The organism is Micromonospora sp. C41, assembly GCF_018070485.1.
In the GTDB taxonomy this organism is placed as follows: domain Bacteria; phylum Actinomycetota; class Actinomycetes; order Mycobacteriales; family Micromonosporaceae; genus Micromonospora; species Micromonospora chalcea.
In genome coordinates this window covers 92,077-111,202 of record NZ_JAGPXP010000019.1, presented here as the reverse complement: position 1 = coordinate 111,202, position 19,126 = coordinate 92,077, and the positions used below count along the sequence as shown (strand labels likewise).

Below are 19,126 nucleotides of genomic sequence, written 5' to 3'. Positions count from 1 at the left end.
TCAGTTCGCTCCTGCGGTGTCGGGGGTGTGCGGCTCGGCCATCGCCACGGCGATCTTGCGGGGGCCGGTGAACGGCTCCCGGCCGTGCGCGGCGGTCATGTTGTCCACCACCAGCACGTCGTCGCGCTGGTAGTCGAAGCGGACCGTGGCCGCCCGGTAGGCGGCGCGCAGGTGGTCCATCACGTCGGCGGGGATCTCGCCGCCGTCGCCGTAGTAGGTGTTCGACGGCAGCCCGTCGGCGCCGAACATGGCCAGCAGCCCTTCCTGGTAGTCGGCCGGCAGCGTGCTCAGGTGGAAGAAGGTGGCGTGGTTGAACCAGCGCGGGGTGTCCGATCCGGGCCGGTGGTGCACCACGTCCCGGACCGCGCGGGTACGCAGGCCGTCCTTGCCGACCCATTCCACGGTGATCCCGTTGTCCGCCGCGTACGCCTCCACCTCGGCGCGGCTCTCGGTGTTGAACACCTCCTGCCAGCGGGTGCCGAAGTCGCCGTGGAAGTTGCGCACCAGCATCCAGCGGCGGCGGACGAACTCCTCGCGGACCGCCGGGTCGATCAGCTCGTACACCCGGCGCACGTCGGCCAGCGGCGTGGCGCCCTGGCTGTCCGGCGGCGTGACGCAGTAGAAGAACAGCGTCAGCGGCCAGCGCGCCTGGTACGAGTTCTCGTTGTGCAGGAAGATCTCCTCGTCCGGCGGGTAGTCGGTCGAGGTGTAGACCCGGCCCTTGATCGAGTGCCGGGGCGAGGAGCGCTCGGTGTAGGTCAGCGGCTCACCGGCCAGGGCCCGTACGGCCTGGTCGAAGCCGTCCACGCCGCCCACGTCGAAGCCGCGGAACAGCAGCCCTCCGCTGGCGACGAGGGTGTCCCGCAGCTCGGCGCGCCGGGCGGCGATGAGGTCGGTCAGCGGCCGGCCGTCGTTCTCGACGACCACCGGCAGCGTCGCGGTTGTCTCGCTCATGGTGCGGTGTCTCCTTGTTCCGTCGGGTGTCAGCCGCGGGGCAGCCGCGGGATGGCCGGGATCGCCGCCGGGGCGGCCGGTTGGTCGGCGGGCGCCTCGGCGCGCAGCTCCTCGATCCGGGCGGCCAGGCCGGCCACCGTGGGGGTCTCGAAGAGGCTGCGCATCGGCAGCCGCACCCCGGTCGCCTTTCGCATGGCGGCGATCAGCTGCACGGCGACCAGCGAGTTGCCGCCGAGGGCGAAGAAGTCGTCGTCCACGCCGATGTCGGTGACGCCGAGACCGTCGCGCCACACCTGGGCGATGGTCTTCTCCAGCTCGGTGCCGGGTGCGGCCGAGCCGCCGCCGGTGGCCGCGGTCGCGCCGGCCGCCGCGTCGGTCTCCTCGGCGATGCTGTCGGTGGTGACCCGGGCGGCCCGGCGACGGATGTCGGCGACGGTGCGGGTGGCGATCACCACCTGGGCGCCGAGCCCGGCGGCGAGGCTGCGCCGGAACGCCTCCGCGCCGTCGACCGGGCGGATGTCCTCGGTCACCGGCGCCGGGGCGTCGGCGTCCGCCGGGGCTTCGGCCAGGTTGCCGGTGACCGCGTCCTGGTCGACCCGGCGCAGCACGAAGTCGCTGATCGCGACCAGTTCCCGCCCGTCCGGGTCGCGCAGCGACAGGTCGGCGGCGACCACCTCGTCGGTGGCGGCGGGCCGGTGCCGCAGGTGACTGTGGAACGTCGCCGGCAGCGCGCCGCGCACCACGATCCGGCCGTACGACAGCGGCAGGTAGGTGCCGGAGCCCTGGCCGCGGCCGAACGCGGTGGCCACGTCCAGCAGCGCCGGGTGCAGCCCCCACGAGGGCAGGTCGCCGAGCGCGGCGGCGGGCGCCTGCACGCGGGCGAGTTCCTCGCCGTCGGCGAGGTGGTGCTCGGCCAGCGCCGCCCAGCGCGGGCCGAACGTCAGCATGCTGGTGCGTCCCCGGCCGAACGAGGCGTCGTCGTCGACCCGCCGTCCGGCCACGGCGGGCACGGCGGCCGGCGGGGCCGCCTCGGTGGTCCACCCGGCGCTGCCGCGTACGTGGGCGCGCGCCTGGCCGGCGGCGAGGCTGGCGACGGTGAAGTCGGTGCCGTCCTCGGTCGGGGTCAGCTCGACCCGGTACTGGGCCACGGTGCCGTCCGGCACCGAGAACGGCTCCAGGAACACCACGTCACGCAGCTCGACAGCGGCGTCCGGCCCCGGCGCGGGCAGCGCGGCGGCCACCGCCGCGCGTACCGACTCCAGGTGGGCGGTGCCCGGCACCACCGGCACGCCGCCGATCCGGTGCTCGTCGAGCAGCCAGTGGGTGTCGGCCGCGACCAGGCCGTGCAGCACCGTGCCGTCCGGCCCGGCGACCATCGTGGTCAGCACCGGGTGCGTGACCGTGGTGGTCACGGTGTCCCGCCCGGCGGCCCGGAACGCGGCCGGCGCGGCGGTCTCCACCGCCATGCCGACCTCGGCCCAGCCGCCCCAGTTCTGCGACACGACCGGGGCGCGGAACCCGGTGCCGGAGCGCGCGAAGGCGTCCAGGAAGTTGTTCGCGGCGCAGTAGTCGACCTGGCCGAACCCGCCGATCACCGCGGTGATCGAGGAGCACAGCACGACGAAGTCCAGCGGCAGGTCGCCGAAGACCTGGGCCAGCGCGAGCGTGCCGGCCAGCTTCGGGGCCAGCACACGCTGCGCCTCGTCGCGCTCCTTGATCTCGGCCATGCCACCGCCGGGCAGGCCGGCGGCGTGCACGATGCCGTCGAGCCCGCCGAACCGCCGCTCGGCCTCGTCGCGGACCCGGCGCAGGTCGTCCGCGTCGGTGACGTCGGCGGCGAGCACCAGCACCTCGGCGCCCGCGGCCTCCATCCGGCGGATCGCCGCGATGGCGCGTCCGGCCCGGTCGGCGCCGCCGTGCACCGCCAGGTGCGCGTCCCACTCGTCGCGCCCGGGCAGCCCGGAGCGGGCCAGCAGCACCAGCTTGGCGCGGGCCCGGCGGGCGAAGTCCTCGGCCAGGGTGACGCCGATGCCGCCGAGACCGCCGGTGATCAGGTAGCGGCCCTCCTCGCGCAGCACGCCCGGCTCCGCCTCGGCCGCGACGCTCACCTGCTCGTAGCCGCCGAGCCAGCGGCGGTCGCCGCGCAGCGCCACCTCCGGGTGCTCGGCGTCGACCGGGCTGCGCAGCTCGGCCACCAGGGCGGCCACGCCGCGCGCGGCCGGATCGGTGTCCAGCAGCCGCACGGTCAGGCCGGGCAGCTCGGCCGGGAGCACCCGGGCCAGGCCGGCCAGCGTGGCGTGCTCGGGGCGGACGAGGTCGTCGCCGCGTACGTCGCCGATGCCGGCGGTGACCAGGTCCAGGCGTACGCCCGCCTCGTCGGCGGTCACACCGGCGCCCGCGAGCGCCTGCACCAGGTGCAGCGCGCCGAAGAAGCCGCGCTCCTGCGCCGCCCAGGCCGCCGCCGGGTCGGTGCCGGCCGGCTCGCCGTCGAGGGCGAACGCGTGCACGATCCGCCGGGGCACGTCGGCGCCGAGCGCGGCGAGAAGCTCCTCGGCGTCGGCGCGTACGCCGGGGCGCAGCCGGAAACCGCTCGCGGTGGCGGTGAACGCCTCGCCGGCGCGTACCTCGACCGGGTCGTCGCCGGCGGCGCGCAACGCGGCCACGAGCGCCTCGCCGCGCGGACCGTCGGCCAGCACCAGGCAGCGGCCCAGCGGCTCCACGGCGCGCGCCGAGGCGGCCTGGCGCCACACCGGCACCGCGAACCACTCCGGCAGCGGCCGGGGGCCGGTCTCGACGGGCGCCGTGGCCAGTTCCTGCTCCGGGTCCGGGTCGATCCAGTAGCGGCGCCGCTCGAACGGGTACGTGGGCAGCGGCACCCGCCGCGCCGCCGGGTCGGCCGCAAGGCGTACCGGCACCCCGGCGCACCAGAGCGCGCCGGCCGTGCCGAGCAGCGCGGCCAGGTCACCGGTCTGCTCGCCCGCGCCGGGCAGGCTGCCCAGCGGGGTCAGCGCGCGCTGCGCCTCGCCGGCCTTGGCGACCTGCATCCGGGCCAGGTTGGCCAGTTGCCGGCCGGGGCCGCACTCGACGAGCGCCCAGGTGCCCTCGGCGAGCAGCGTGGCCACGCACGCGCCGAAGCGGACCGGGCGGCGCAGGTGCGCGGCCCAGTACGCCGGGTCGGTGGCCTGCGCCTCGGTGATCCAGGTGCCGGTCACGTTCGACAGGAACGGCACCGCCGGGGCGCGCAGCGGCACGGTGGCCATCAGCGCGGTGAACTCGTCCAGGATCGGGTCCATCATCGGCGAGTGGAACGCGTGCGAGGTGCGCAGCAGCTTCGACTTGTTCTTGCCGCCCAGGCTGGCGGCGAACTCCTCCACGAGCGCGGTCTCGCCGGCCACCACGCAGGTGCCGGGGCCGTTCACGGTGGCCACCGACAGGCCCTGAGGCAGCCGGTCGGCCACCGCCGACTCGTCGAGCGTGACCGCCAGCATCGAACCGGCGGGCAGGGAGTGCATGAGCCGGCCCCGGGCGGCCACCACGCGCAGCGCGTCCGCGAGGTCGAGCACGCCGGCGAGCGTGGCGGCCACGTACTCGCCGATGGAGTGGCCGATCATCGCGGCCGGGACGACCCCGGCGGCCCGCCACGCGACGGCGAGGGCGTACTCGACGGTGAACAGCGCGGGCTGGGTCCAGCGGGTCTCGGTGAGCTTGTCCGCCGCGGCCGGGTCGCGGCCGAGGATCAGGTCCCGGATGTCCAGGCCCAGCTCGGGGCGGAGCAGGTCGGCGCACTCGTCCACGGCGGCGGCGAACGCCCGGTCCTGGGTGTACAGTTCGGCGCCCATCCCGGCGTACTGCGAGCCCTGGCCGCTGAACAGGAACGCCACCCGGGGGGCGGGTCCGTCGGCGACGCCCCGGTGGCCCTTGCGCCGCTCGCGCAGCGCGGCGGCGGCGGACGCCGGGTCACCGGCCACGACGGCGGCGCGGTGGGCGTACGTCTGGCGGCCGACGCGCAGCGTGTGCGCCACGTCGGCGAGCGCCACGTCGCTGCCGCCCTCCAGGTGCTCGGCGAGCCGGCGCACGGCGACGTCCAGCGCGGTCGGGGTCTTCGCCGACACCTGGAGCAGGTGCGCCGGGCGGGCCGGCGGCTCGTCCCGCTCCGCCGCCGGCGCCTCCTGGAGCACGACGTGCGCGTTGGTGCCGCCGATGCCGAAGGAGCTGACGCCGGCCCGGCGCGGCCCGCCGTCGGTGTCCCACTTGGTCAGCGTGTTCGCCACGTAGAACGGGGTGTCGGCGAAGTCGATGGCCGGGTTCGGCGCCTCGTAGTTGATGGTCGGCGGGATCAGCCCGTGCTCCATCGCCAGCACCGTCTTGATCACGCTGACGATGCCGGAGGGCTGGCTCAGGTGGCCGATGTTCGACTTCACCGACCCGATGCCGCACCAGCCGCGCTCGTCGGTGTCCTTGGCGTAGACGGCGGACAGCGCGGCGACCTCGATCGGGTCGCCGAGCGCGGTGCCGGTGCCGTGCGCCTCGACATAGCTGATGCTGCGCGGGTCGACGCCGGCGAGCGCGACGGCCTGGGCGATGGCCTCCGTCTGCCCGTCGATGCTGGGGGCGGTGAAGCCGACCTTCCCGGCGCCGTCGTTGTTGATGGCATTGCCGAGCACGACCGCGCGGATGTGGTCGCCGTCGGCGATCGCGTCGGAGAGCCGCTTGAGCAGCGTCACGCCGACGCCGCTGCCCCACACCGTGCCGTTCGCTGCGGCGTCGAACGGCCGGCACCGCCCGTCCGGCGAGGTGAAGCCGTCCATGCCGAGGTAGCCGACGTGCGGCAGCTCGATGTTGACGCCGCCGGCCAGGGCCATGTCGCACTCGCCGTTGCGCAGCGCCTCGCAGGCCAGGTGGAACGCGACCAGCGAGGTGGAGCAGGCGGTGTGCACGGTCATGCTGGGGCCGCGCAGGTCCAGCCGGTACGACACGTTCGTGGCCACGTAGTTCGGCGAGTTGCCGGTGGCCAGCGACACCGCGCCGTGCGGGTTCCCGCCGACCCGCTTGTTGCGGTACACGTTGCGGTGCAGGTACGTGTTTCCGCCGGTACCGGCGTACACGCCGACCGCGCCGTCGTAGCGGCCCGGGTCGTAGCCGGCGTCCTGCAACGCGGTGTAGCAGGTCTCCAGGAACAGCCGGTGCTGCGGGTCGGTGATCTCGGCCTCGCGGGCGGTCATCCCGAACAGGCCGGCGTCGAACTCGTCGTAGCCGTCCACCAGCGGGGCACGGTTGACCCAGCCCGGGTCGTCGACCTCCTGCGGCTGCGCGCCGCGGGCGAGCTGCTCCTCGCGGGTCAGCTCGGTCGTCGACTCCACGCCGTCGACCAGGTTGCGCCAGAACTCGTCGACGTCGGCCGCGCCGGGCAGGCGGGCGGCGAGCCCGACGATGGCGATGGGCTCGACGCCGTCGTCGGCGGGAATGTCGTTCTGCATGGGGGTTCCTTCATTCACAAGGGATCGCGTCACGGGTGAGGTCGGCGTGGCGGCGGGGTTCGGCGGGCGCGGCCCCGCCGGGCGGCGGCGCGCAGCGCGGCGCGGGCCAGTTCCGGCCGGTCGGCGGCCCCGTCCAGGCTGGCGGCGAGCGCCCGCACGGTCGGGTGGCGGAACAGGTCGAGCATGGTGATCGAGCGGCCGGTGGCCTCGGTGAGCCGGGCGTACACGGCGGCCAGGGCCATCGAGTGGCCGCCGATGTCGAAGAAGTTGTCGGTGACGCCGACGGTGTCCCGGCCGAGCACGTCGCGCCAGATGCCGGCGATCAGCTCCTCGGTGCCGGTGAGCGCGTCCGAGCCGGTGGGCAGCGGCGCGCGGGCCGGTTCGGCGGTGGCGACGGTCATCGCGCCGAGCGCGGCCACACGCACCGCCGGGCGGGGCAGCTCGGGCGCCACCTCGGCGGCCGGCGCGTCCGGGTCGGCGGCGAGCGCGCCGACCAGGGCGGCCAGGTCGGCCAGGAGCGCGCTGATCCGCTCGGCGGTGAACAGGTCCGGGTTGTGCACCACCTCGACGCCGGCCCGCCCGTCGCGCTCCACCACGTAGACGGTCAGGTCGAACGGCGAGCCGGGCTTGGGCACCGACACCGGCTCGGCCGCCAGGCCGGTCAGCGTCAGCCGGGGCGGGGCGAAGTTGAGCACGTTGAACAGCACCTGCACCAGCGGGGCGCGGGAGGTGTCCCGGCCCACACCGAGCGCCTCCACGATGCGTTCCAGCGGCGCGCCCGGGTGGGCGGTGACCTCGTGCAGCTCGGCAGCGGCCCGGTCGACCTGCTCGGCGAAGCTCGCGCCACCGGAGCGGACCCGCACCGGCACGGTGTCGATGAAGAACCCGATCACCTCGTCGAACGCGGCCAGCCGCCGGTCGGCGACGATCGCGCCGAGCACGTGCTCGTCGCCGCCGGTGACCCGGCGCAGCAGCTCGCCGAACGCGGCCAGCAGCACCGCGGCGACTGTGGTGCCGCGCCGGGCGGCCAGGTCGCGCACGTCCCGGTCGGCGGCCTCGTCCAGCCGTACCGCGGCCTCCGCGCCGGCGTACGTCTGCACGGCCGGGCGGGGCCGGTCGCGGGGCAGGTCCAGCACCGTCGGCGCGCCGGCCAGGTGCGCGGTCCACCAGGCCAGGTCGGTCTCGCCGCGGCGCCGGTCCCGGTCGGCGCGCCACACGGCGTAGTCGGCGTACGTGGCGGGCAGCGGCGGGCGGCCCGGCACGGACCGGCCGAGCGCGCGGGCGTACGCGAGCGCCAGCTCGTCGTAGAGCAGCGCCTCGGACCAGCCGTCGAAGACCGCGTGGTGCACGGTGACCGCGAGCACGTGCTCCTGCGCGGCGAGCCGGTACACGGTCACCTGCCAGGGCGGGCCGGTGGCCAGGTCGAACGCGTGCCCGGCGCCGGCCGCGAGCATGCCGGCCAGCTCGGTGTCCGGGTCGGCGGCGGCGGTCAGGTCGACCACCGGCACCGCCACGTCGGTGGGTTCCTCGCGGACCGCGTACGGCACGCCGCCGTTCTGCGGGATCCGCCAGCGCAGCACGTCGTGCCGTTCGGCGACGGCGCGCAGCGCGGCGCCGAGCGCGGCGACGTCCAGCGGCCCGCGCAGCCGGTGCGCGACGGCGATGTTGTACGGCGCGCTGGACGGGGCGAGCTGGTCCATGAACCACAGCCGCCGCTGCGGCGGGGACAGCGTCGGCGGGTTGCCGGTGGTCAGCCCGTCGGCGTCGGCCGGGTCGGCGGCGCGGACCCGGTCCACCAGCGCGGCGAACGTGCGGTCGGCGAACAGCACCCGGGTGTCCACCTGCCGGCCCAGCTCCGCGCGCAGCGCCGCGACCAGCCGCATCGCGGCGATGGAGTTGCCGCCGGCGGCGAGGAAGTCGCTGTCCGGGGCGGGCGCGGCGCCGAGCAGCCGGGTCCAGACGCGCCGGACCGCCGCCGACACCGGGTCGTCGTCGGCGGACGCGTCGGCGACTGCGGCCGGGGTCGCCGCGGCCAGTTCGCGCAGCGCCGGCCGGTCCAGCTTGCCGGTGACCGGGCTGACCGGCAGCGCGTCCAGCCGCACCGTCCGGGCCGGCAGCATCGCGGTGGTCAGCCGCGTCTGCGCGTACGCCCGCAGCTCGTCGTCGCCGGGCGCGCCGGCCGGGGTGAGGAACGCGACCAGCTCGGCGCCGGCCGGGCCGGGCACCGCCTCCACCGCGACGCGCTCGACGCCGGGGCAGGCGGCCAGCACGGCCTCGATCTCGCCCAGCTCGATGCGCTGGCCGCGCACCTTGACCTGCCGGTCGGCGCGGCCCAGGTAGACGATCCGGCCGTCCGGGCCCTGCCGGACCAGGTCGCCGGTGCGGTAGAGCCGCTCGCCGGGGACGTCGCCGAACGGGTCGGGCACGAACCGCTCGGCGGTCAGGCCGGCCCGGTTCAGGTAGCCGTCGGCCAGGCCGGGCCCGCCGATCAGCAGCTCGCCGGTCTCGCCCGCCGGCACCGGCCGCAGGTCGGCGTCGACCACGTACGCCCGGTGGTTGGGCAGCGGCCGGCCGATCGGCATCGGGTCGGTGTCGGCCGGGGTGAGGTCGCAGGTGACCGCCAGCACCGTGGTCTCGGTGGGGCCGTAGCCGTTGAGGAACCGCCGGCCCGGCGCCCAGCGGGCGACCAGCTCGGCCGGGACCGCCTCGCCGCCGCAGAGCAGCACCCGCCATGACGGGAACCCGGCCGGGTCCAGCAGCGACAGCACGGTCGGGGTGATGAAGCCCCAGGTGACCTCGTGCTCGGCGACGAACCGGGCCAGCCGGACCGGGTCGGCCCGGTCGTCGGCGCCGAGCAGCTGCACCGCGCCGCCGAGCGTCAGCGGCACGAACAGGTCCATGGTGGCCGCGTCGAAGCCGAGCGAGGCGATGCCGAGGCTGCGCACCGAGGCGTCGGCACCGGTCAGCGCGCTCACGCCGGTGACGAACTCGACGGCGTTGCGGTGGGTGGTCAGCACGCCCTTCGGGCGGCCGGTGGAGCCGGAGGTGAACAGCACGTACGCCGGGTCGCCGGGGCGGGCCGGGCAGGGCGCGAGCGGGGCCGGGCCGGGCAGGCCGAGCGCCGTCACGCCGGGCTCGTCGCCGAACTCGGCCGCCGCCGCGTCGCCGACGACGACCCGGACGCCCGCGTCGCGGACGATGCCGCGCAGCCGGGCCCGGGGGCCGCCCGGCTCCAGCGGCACGTACGCGGCGCCGGCGAGCAGCACGCCGACCACCGTCGTCACCAGGTCGGGGGTACGCGCGCCGCACACGCCGATCCGGTCGCCCCGGCCGACGCCGTGCTCACGCAGCGCGGCGGCCACCCCGGCGGCCCGGTCGACGAGCTGCCGGTAGGTGAGCCGGGTGTCCCACTGGCGCACCGCCACCGCGTCCGGGGTGCGGGCCGCCTGCGCGGTGATCAGGTCGGCGAGGGTGGCGTCCGGCCAGGGCAGGTCGGTGCCGTGGACGGCGCTGACGGTCAGGGTGTCGGTCACCGGAGTGCTCCAAGGTGCTCGGCCGGGTCGGTGATCTGGAGGCGCAGTTCGCTGACGTAGCCGCGGCCCTGGGCGTCGGGCACCCAGGCCTCGGCGGGGGCGGGCAGCAGTTCGGAGACCACCACCGGCACGTCCGGGCCGGTCCGCAGCGCGGCGTCGACCATGGCGCACAGGGACTGCGCGTACAGCGGCCCGGTCAGGTCCACGTAGCAGGGTTTGATCTCGGTGCCGACCTTGACGAAGACCCGCTCGGGCAGGCCGGTCTCGGCGCGCCAGCGGCGTACCGCCAGGTAGCGGGCGGACTCGTCGGGGTGGCCGCCCAGCCCGCACGCCCCGGCCGTGGTGCGCCAGGTGCGCCGTGCCACCACCAGCCGGTCGATGGTGATCCGGGGCGTGTACGCCGCGGCGCCGAGCAGCTTGAACGCGTCGAGCAGCAGCGAGCCGAGCAGCGTGGCGAAGACCTCCATCAGCGGCCAGCGGGCGCCGTCGGGGAAGACCGCGGTGAGCGTGTCGCCGGTGCGTTCGACCAGCACGGCGGTGGCCGGGACCAGGCGGTCCACGTCGGCGCCGTGCGCGGTGTCGATGCCGAGCTGGCGGTCCGCCGGGCCGGTCAGCGCGTACGTGGTGCGGGTGGTGCGGCGGGGGAAGCTGTCCGGCCACAGCACCCGCAGCCGGACCGGGCCCAGGTCGGCGTCGAGGTCGGCGCGCAGCGCCGCCGGGTCGGGGTGGAACGGGCTGAGCACCGCGCTGTCGAACGCGACCGACGCCGGGTGCAGCTCGCCGAGCACGAGCAGGAAGTCGCCGCGTTCGACGGCCTCCGGCGAGGCGGCGCACAGCTGCACGTCCGGGTTGTGCAGCCGGGCCGACGGCCAGCCTGGTCGGGTCGCCGGGAACAGTTCCCGGACCCGGTCGGTCAGGTCCGCGGCGCGCAGCCGCAGCTCCGGCTGCCCCTCGGGCAGGTCGGCCAGGCCGAACAGCTCGGCCCAGCGTGCGGTGAGCGTGGCGCCGGCCCGGCCGATCGGGCCGTCCGGGGAGACGAGCGTGCCCTGGGCCAGCAGCCACAGGTCGGCCAGCCGCACGGGGCCGTCGGCGGCCAGTTCCTCGTGCAGTTCGGTGAAGACCTCACCGCAGCGGGCGGCCACCTCGCCGGTGAACCAGCGGGCGGTACGCAGCACCACGGCGAGGGGCTCGGCGAGCGCGTCGATGACCGCCGACCCGATGCGGAACTCCAGGTCGCGGGCGGTCTCCTCGTAGCAGACGGTGCGGGCGGCGTACATCTGCCCGCTGTGCCGGGTGGCCGGGCGGCCGGTGACGGCGGTGAACTCGGCGTTGAGCGCGGCGAGCGCGGCGCCGAGCCGGTCCGGGTCGCCGGCCGACGCGGCCACCTCGTCGCGGGCGGCGCGCAGCCGGCCGAACTCGGCCGCTGTGGCGGCGCGGACCGGCTCGTCGCCGATCGCGGCGATCCGCGCTTCGAGCACCAGTTCGGCGTCGGGCGCGATCGGCAGGTTGGCGCCCCAGCTGAGCTGGCCGCGCTCGACCCACCGGTCCAGCAGCAGGTAAACGTCGTCGGCGCTGTGCACCTCGCCGGCGTCGCACAGCCGCTGCGCCAGCTCCACCGCGGGGGTGCGCCCGTCGCAGGCGCCGAGCACCAGCGCCTCGACCGGGGTCAGCGCGATCGGCGGGTGCAGCGGCCAGCGCAGCTCCCGGCCGGCGACGGTCAGGTGCGGTTGCAGGGCGGGCGCCCACCAGCGGCGCACCGCCAGGTCGTCGGCGAGCCGGTCGGCGTACGCGATGAGCGCCCACGCCTCGAAGTACACCCGCCGCCGGTGCACCAGCGCGGCACCGGGCACGGTGTGCACGCCGGGCCGGGTGGTGTCGAACGTGCCCCAGCAGACCGGGCCGAAGAAGCCGATGGTCTCGGCCTTGCCGCAGTAGCGCTGCCAGTAGCGCAGCAGGCTCAGCTCGCGCTTGCGGCGGCGCACGTTGCGGACCTGCGGGTCGGTGCGCAGCAGCCCGTCCAGCGCGATCAGCATGTCCGGGTTCTGCCAGGTCACCGCCTCGCGCAGCAGCGGGTCGGCGGCCAGCTCGCCGGCCACCGCGGAGGACTCGGCGAACGCCTCGCGCAGCGTCTTGTCGAACACCTCGGCGCCGGTGTCGCCGGCGAGCAGCGCGTCCGCGACGGCGGCGCAGTCCGGCGCGGCGAACCGGTCCAGCCCGGCGGCCGGGAAACCGGCGGTCCGCAGGACCACGTCACGCCACACCGACCAGCCGGTGTCGCCCAGGGGCACCAGATGGCTCACCGGTGGTCCTCCCGCCGGGCGTCGGTGATGTGCAGGCGCAGCTCGCTGAAGTAGCGGCGGCCCTGTCCGTCGGGCACCCACGCCTGCTCCGGGGCGGGCAGCATCTCGCTGACGGTGAACGAGACGTCGTCGCCGCCGTCGACCCGGGCGGCGCGCGCCATCGCGCAGAGCGTGGTGGCGAACGCCGGCGCGGACAGGTCGACGAAGCAGGGCTTGGTCTCGGTGCCGAACTTGACGTACACCTGTTCGGGCAGGCCGAGGCGGCGGCGCCAGTCCCGGACGGCGAGGAAGCGCTCGCGCTCCCCGTTCGGGACGGCCAGGCCGCTGGCGCCCACTGTGGTCCGCCACGTCTGCCGGGCCAGCACCAGCCGGTCCACGGTGATCCGGGGCGTGTACGGCGCGGCGGCGACCAGCTTGAAGCCGTCCACGGCGTGCGCGCTGAACGGCTCGGCGAAGATCTCGGTGAGCGGCCAGCGCTGCCCGTCCGAGGCGGTCGCCACCAGTTCGCCGTCGATGTCGTCGACGACCAGGTCCACTGTGGGCAGCACGCGGGCCGGGTCGGCGCCGGGCGCGTCGAGGAACGCCAGGTGCCGGTCGGTCGGGCCGGTCAGCGACTCGGCGGTACGGCTGGTCCGGCGCGGCCAGTCGGCCGGGAACAGCAGCCGGACGCGCCGCTGCCCGAGGTCCGCCGCCAGCGCGTCGCGCAGCCGCTCCACGTCCGGGTGCGACGGGGTGAACACAGCGCAGTCGAACGACGACCAGGCGGCGTGCAGCTCACCGAGCACCACGGTGTAGTCGCCGCGCCGCAGGGCGTCCGCGTCGGTGGCGCAGATCTGCAGGTCGGGGCTGTGGATGGCGGCGTTGGACCACTCCGGGCCGGTGCCGGGGAACACCGCGTCGATCCGGTCGGCGAGGTCGGCCGCGCGCAGCCGTACGTCGGTGGTGTCGGCGGGCAGCGTGTCCAGGCCGAACAGCCCGGACCAGCGGGCGGCGAACTCCGCCGCCACCGCGTCGACGGGCCGCTCGCCGTCGCCCCAGAACATGCCCTGGGCCAGGAACCACAGGTCGGCCAGCGGCACCGGACCGCCGGACTCGGCGCGCAGTTCCTCGTACAGGCCGCGCAGCACGTCGAGGTAGGCGCGGGCGAGCGCGTTGGCCAGCCAGCGGGCGGCGCGCAGCAGCACGTCCAGCGGGGCGGCCAGCTCGGCCAGCAGCGGCGCGCCGAAGACCACGTCCAGGTCCCGGGCGCTGTCCTCGTAGCAGACCGTTCGCCCGGCGTACATCTGTCCGGCCCGGCGTACCGCGGGCACGCCGGTCAGCTCGGTGAACGTGGCGTCGAGCGCGTCCAGCGCGGCGCGCAGCCGCTCCGCGTCCCCGGCCGCCGCGGCCACCTCGTCGCGCGCGGCGCGCAGCCGGTCGAACCCGGCGCGGGCGGCGGCGCGGGCCGGCTCGTCACCGATCGCCTCGATCCGGTCGGCCAGCACCCGTTCGGCGTCCGGGCTCACCGGCAGGGCCGCGTCCCAGGTGATCAGTTCGCGCTCAACCAGGCGGTCGAGCAGCGCGTAGCCGTCCTCGGGGCGGCGCAGCCCGATCGCCGGGTCGGCGACCAGGTCGGCGGCGGGGCGCCGCCCGTCGGCCGCGCGCAGCAACTCGGCCTCGACCGGAGTCAGCGTCAGCGGCGGACGTCCGGGTCGCAGCACGGCCCGGTCCCGGACCGCCAGGTGTGGCCGGAGCATCGGTGGCCACCAGCGGCGGACCGCCAGGTCCGCGCCGATCCGGTCGGCGTACGCGGTCAGCGCCCACGACTCGAACCACACCCAGCGTCGGCGGGTCAGCCCGTCTCCGGGGTTGACCCGGGCAACTTCCGGCTGTGCCGGATCGACTGTGACCCAGCAGCTGGGCCCGAAGAAGCCGACCGTCTCGTTCTTGCCGCAGTAGCGCTGCCAGTACTTCAGCAGCGCCCGTTCCCGGTCGCGGCGGCGTACGTTGCGGGCCGCCTCGGCGCCGCCGCGCACCAGCCCGTCGAACGCGACGAGCGCGCCCCGGTTCTGCCAGGTGACCGCCTCGCGAAGCAGCGGATCGGCGGCCAGCGCGGTGAACCGCTGCGCGCCGGAGCGCAGCGCCTCCTCGAACTCCTTGTCGAACCGGTCCGCGCCCGCGCCGGTGGCGAGCAGCTCGTCGGCGGCGGTGGCGGCCCGGGGCGCGCTGAACAGCTCCAGCCCGTCGGCCGGGAACCCGGTGGTACGCAGCACCGCGTCGCGCCACACCGACCAGCCGGTGTCGCCGAGGGGGACCCGGTGCGCGGCGCCGGCGGTCCCGCGGCCGGCGGCGCGCACCGGGTCCGGACCCGCGTCCGGCGTGCCGGCGCGGGGGTCCGAGAGCGCGGCGGTCAGGTCGGCGCGGATCAGCGCGGCCAGCTCGGGCAGCCGGTCGTGCAGGAAGAAGTGCCCGCCGTCCAGCTCGTGCAGGGTGAACCCGGCAGCGGTGTGCTCGGCCCAGGCCGCGTTCTGGTCCCGGGTGACCGCCCGGTCGGTGCGGCCGGCGAACGCGACGATCGGCACCGGCAGCGGCTCGCCGGGCACGTGGCGGTAGTCGTCGACCCGGCCGAAGTCGGCGCGCAGCAGCGGCAGCAGCAGTTCCACCAGCTCCGGGTGGTCGAGCAGTTCGGCGGGGAGGCCGCCGCCCTCGCCGAGGCGGCGCAGCAGCTCGTCGTCGCTCGCCCGGGACAGCCCGTCGAACGGGCCGGGGGTGCGTACGTGCGGGGCGCGGGCGCCGCCGACGTAGAGCCGCAGCGGCAGCGGGCGGCCGGTGCGGCGCAGCTCGCGGACCACGTCGAAGCCGAGCCGTCCGCCCATCGAGTGGCCGTAGATCGCGTACGGGCGGTCGGCCCGGGAGGCGATGGCGTCGGCCACCTCGGCGACGCTGAAGCGCGGGTCCTCGGTGATCCGGTTCTCCCGGCCGGGCAGTTGCACCGGCGTCACGTCGACGCTCTCGCCGAACTCGGACGCCCAGCGCCGGAACGCGCTGGCGCCCGCACCGGCGTAGGGCAGGCAGAACAATCGCACCGGGGCCTCGGGTCGGCTTCCGGCGGAGACGAACCAGTTCACCGCGGACCTTTCTGCACGGGGTCGATCCAGTGCCGGCGGCGCTGGAACGGGTAGGTGGGCAGTCCGGTGCGACGCACCGTGCCGTCGGGGTGCAGCTCGTGCCAGTCGACGTCGCGCCCGGCGACCCAGTCGGCGGCCGTCTCGCGCAGCGGACCGCCGTCGCCGGCGATCCGGGCGTCGGTGTCCAGCAGCACGTCCAGGGCGGACAGTGCGGCCGGCAGCTCGGCGGCGACCACCGCCGCCCGGTGCGCGAACGCCCGCCGGCCCAGCGCCAGCGTGGCGGCCACGTCGGACAGTGCCGGGGCGGCGCCGGCCAGGTGGGTCCGCAGGCGGGTCAGCGCGGCCCGCAGCGCCGCCGGGGTACGCGCGGAGACCGGCAGCAGCCACGGCCCCTCGCCGGGTGGGTCGGCCGGCTCGGCCGGTGGCGGCTGTTCCACCACCACGTGCGCGTTGGTGCCGCCGAGGCCGAACGCGCTGACCCCGGCGACCCGGCGCGCGCCGTCCGGCCAGTCCCGCGCCTTGGTGGGCACGTAGAACGGTCCGGCCGTCAGGTCGATCTCCGGGTGCGGGCGGGTGAAGTGCAGGTTCGGCGGGATCACCCCGTGCCGGACGGCGAGCACCGTCTTGATCAGCCCGGCGATGCCGGCGGCGGCGTCGAGGTGACCGATGTTCGTCTTGACCGAGCCGAGCGCTGTGGACTCGGCGGGCGCGGCGCCCGCGTACACCTCGTGCAGCGCCGCGACCTCGATGGCGTCACCGAGCGGCGTGCCGCTGCCGTGGCCCTCGACGAAGCGGACCTCACCCGGCGCGACCTCGGCGGTGGCGAGCGCGCCGGCGACGGCGGCGGCCTGCCCGGCCGGGCCGGGCACGGCGAAGCCGGCCCGGTCCGGGCCGTCGTTGGTGACCGCCCAGCCGGGCAGGATCGCGTAGATGCGGTCGCCGTCGGCCTGCGCGTCGGCGAGCCGGCGCAGGGCGACCACGCCGGCGCCGGAGCCGAAGCCGGAGCCGGCGGCGGCCTCGTCGAAGGCGCGGCACCGGCCGTCGGGCGAGACGAGCCCGCCCGCCCGGTGCCGGGGCCACATCACGGTGGAGCCGCCGGCCAGGGCCAGGTCGCACTGGTAGTCGGCGAGGCTCTGCGCGGCCACGCACACCGCGACGAGCGAGCTGGAGCAGGCGGACTGCACGGCCATCGCCGGGCCGGTCAGGCCGAGCCGGTAGGCCACCTGCCCGGGCAGGTGGTCGGTGAGCTGGCGGCCGACGAGCCGGGCCTCCCAGTCGTCCGGGTCGACGTCGCCGACCACCGCCGGGTTGTCCATCAGGTGGAACAGGAAGTAGCGGTTTGCCGAGGTGGCGGCGTAGACGCCGACCAGCCCGGGGAAGCGGGCCGGGTCGTGCCCGGCGTCCTCCAGCGCCTCCCAGGCGGTCTCCAGGAACAGCCGGTGCTGCGGGTCGGTACGGGCGGCCTCGTCGGCGCCGAAGCCGAAGAACTCGGCGTCGAAGTCGGCCACCCCGTCGAGCCGGCCGGTGGCGCGCACGTGCCGGGGGTCGGCGAGCAGGCCGGGCCCGACGCCGAGCGCGGCCAGTTCCTCGTCGGTGTGGTCGTGCACCGAGTCGACCCCGGTGCACAGGTTCCACCAGTACGTGGCCACGTCGGGCGCGCCCGGGAACCGGCCGGCGAGGCCGACCACGGCGATCTCGTCGCCGGTGTACTCGCGGGCGGCGCGTACCGGCGCGGCGGGCGCGGGCAGCACCGGGGCGCGGACCGCCTCGGGCGGGGCGTCGAGCAGCGCCGCCTGGGTGGCGACGGTCGGGTGGTCGAACAGGCGCAGCATCGGCAGGCGGACGCCGAACCGCTCGGCGAGGCGCTGCTGAACCTGGCCCAGCAGCAGCGACTGCCCGCCCACGTCGAAGAAGCTGTCGGTGCGGCCGACCGCGTCGCGGCCGAGCACCGCGCACCAGATGTCGTGCACGGCGCGCTCGGTCTCGGTGGCCGGCGCCGCGTCGGCGGGCACCTCGGTCACCGGGTCGGGCAGCGCCCGCTCGTCGACCTTGCCGGTGACGGTGAGCGGGAACTCGTCGACCACCACCACCGCGCGGGGCACCGCGTAGTCGGGCAGCTCCGCGGTCAGGGCGGCGCGCAGCGCCGCCGGGTCGGGGCGGGCGCCGGCCGGGCGGGCGTACGCGAGCAGTTCGCCGTCGCGCACGATCGCGCGGACGCCGGCGACGCCGGGCTGGGCGGACAGCACCGCTTCGATCTCGGTCAGCTCGACGCGGTGTCCGCGTACCTTGACCTGACGGTCGAGCCGGCCGAGGCAGACCAGTTCCCCGCCGGGCAGCAGCCGGCCCAGGTCACCGGTGCGGTACGACCGCAGCCCGTCGGCGTCGACGCCGAAGCGGTCGCTGTCCTGGTTGAGGTAGCCGGGGGCGAGGTGCCGGCTGTGGACGACGATCTCGCCGGTGTCCGGGGCGAGGTCGAGCCGGTAGCCGGGGAACGCGGTGCCGACCGGCAGCGGCCCGCGGGCGTCCGGGTCCACCTCGGACAGCGGCAGCAGATGCCGGGCGGCGAACGTCATCTCGGTGGCGCCGTAGCCGTTGACCAGCACGCACTCGGGGGCGAACCGGTCCCGGCCGCGGGCCGCGTCGGTCCAGGTGGCCTGTTCGCCGCCGAGCAGCACCGCCCGCACCGTGGCCAGCCGGCGCGCGCCGAGCGTGTCGAGCAGGAAGCGGTAGACGGTGGGCGTGCAGTGCAGCACGGTGACGCGGTGCCGGTCGAGCTGCTCGACGGCGTACGCGAGTCCCTGGCGGCGCAGGTCGACCGGGACGACGGCGGCGCCGGTGAGCAGCGCCGGGTAGAGGTCGGGGATGGCGGCGTCGAAGCTGAACGACGCGAGCAGGCTGAGCCGGTCGTCCGGGCCGACGCCGAGCGCGGCGATCTGGTTGTCGACGACGTGGGCCAGGTTGCGGTGGGTCTGCCCGACCGCCTTGGGCACGCCGGTGGAGCCGGAGGTGAACAGCACGTACGCCAGCGCGTCCGGCTCGGCCGGAACCGGGCGCAGCGGGGCCGGCGGCACCTCGTCCAGCGGCACGACCGGACGCTCGCCGGCCAGCGCCGAGGCCAGGTCGCGGTGCTCGGCGGCGCACGCGACGGCGGTGACGCCGGCGGCGTCGACCATGTGGCGCAGCCGGGCGACCGGGAAGCCCGGGTCCAGTGGCACGTACGCGCACCCGGCGGCCAGGGCGCCGAGCAGCGCCGCGACGGTCGGTGCGCCGTGCGCGGTGAGCAGCGCGATCCGGTCTCCGGGACGCAGGCCCGCGGCGGCGAACACGGCCATGTGCCCGCCGGCCGCCCCGGCCAGCTCGGTGTAGGTGACCTCGTGGGTCTCACCGAGAAGTGCCGGACGTCCGCCGTGTACTGCCGTGATCGCGCCGAAACGATTGATAATCATCGGCTCCGCCATGTCAGGAAGCGGGATACGCTCCACAGAGGACAGGCACGCAGCAATCGACGAATGTGATCATTGATCCCCCCCAGGACTTCACATTGGAAGCAGAATATTGCTCAATCACCGCGCCGGAAGAGCATCGATGCGGCTTGAGCCGAAGGGAGGAAGACGTCCTGGAACCTCGGACGGAGGAATCCGTCCGATCATCCCTCTAGCGCGTAGACGTTTTACAGCGTACGCGAACGCCGACGAGTTATTTTACGGTGAAAATACTTTCTGGCAGTCGAATCTTCGTCGGAGCGGCCCCGGTGC

Annotated in this window: 6 protein-coding genes; all 6 read right to left on the bottom strand. The window is 76.0% G+C overall.

Annotated elements, in window-relative coordinates:
* From KBX43_RS20780 to KBX43_RS20755, 6 genes are read right to left on the bottom strand one after another with little or no spacing between them, the layout of a single operon-like run.
* On the bottom strand, window positions 1-954 hold the full coding sequence (locus tag KBX43_RS20780; protein ID WP_104114545.1) for a TauD/TfdA family dioxygenase: 954 nt from the start codon (window positions 952-954) through the stop codon (window positions 1-3).
* 29 nt (window positions 955-983) lie between these two features.
* Window positions 984-6,431 (bottom strand): type I polyketide synthase, encoded by a 5,448-nt coding sequence (locus KBX43_RS20775; RefSeq protein WP_210886709.1) that lies wholly within the window; start codon window positions 6,429-6,431, stop codon window positions 984-986.
* 29 nt (window positions 6,432-6,460) lie between these two features.
* Window positions 6,461-9,964 (bottom strand): non-ribosomal peptide synthetase, encoded by a 3,504-nt coding sequence (locus KBX43_RS20770; protein WP_210886704.1) that lies wholly within the window; start codon window positions 9,962-9,964, stop codon window positions 6,461-6,463.
* Entirely contained in the window at window positions 9,961-12,264 is a 2,304-nt protein-coding gene (locus tag KBX43_RS20765; protein ID WP_210886701.1) for a lantibiotic dehydratase, read from the bottom strand. The genes KBX43_RS20770 and KBX43_RS20765 overlap by 4 nt, the downstream gene beginning before the upstream one ends.
* Entirely contained in the window at window positions 12,261-15,371 is a 3,111-nt protein-coding gene (locus tag KBX43_RS20760) for a thioesterase domain-containing protein (RefSeq protein WP_210886698.1), read from the bottom strand. Before KBX43_RS20760 ends, KBX43_RS20765 begins: the two co-directional genes overlap by 4 nt.
* On the bottom strand, window positions 15,368-18,817 hold the full coding sequence (locus KBX43_RS20755; protein WP_247677578.1) for an AMP-binding protein: 3,450 nt from the start codon (window positions 18,815-18,817) through the stop codon (window positions 15,368-15,370). The genes KBX43_RS20760 and KBX43_RS20755 overlap by 4 nt, the downstream gene beginning before the upstream one ends.
* Between the last annotated feature and the right edge of the window lie 309 nt (window positions 18,818-19,126).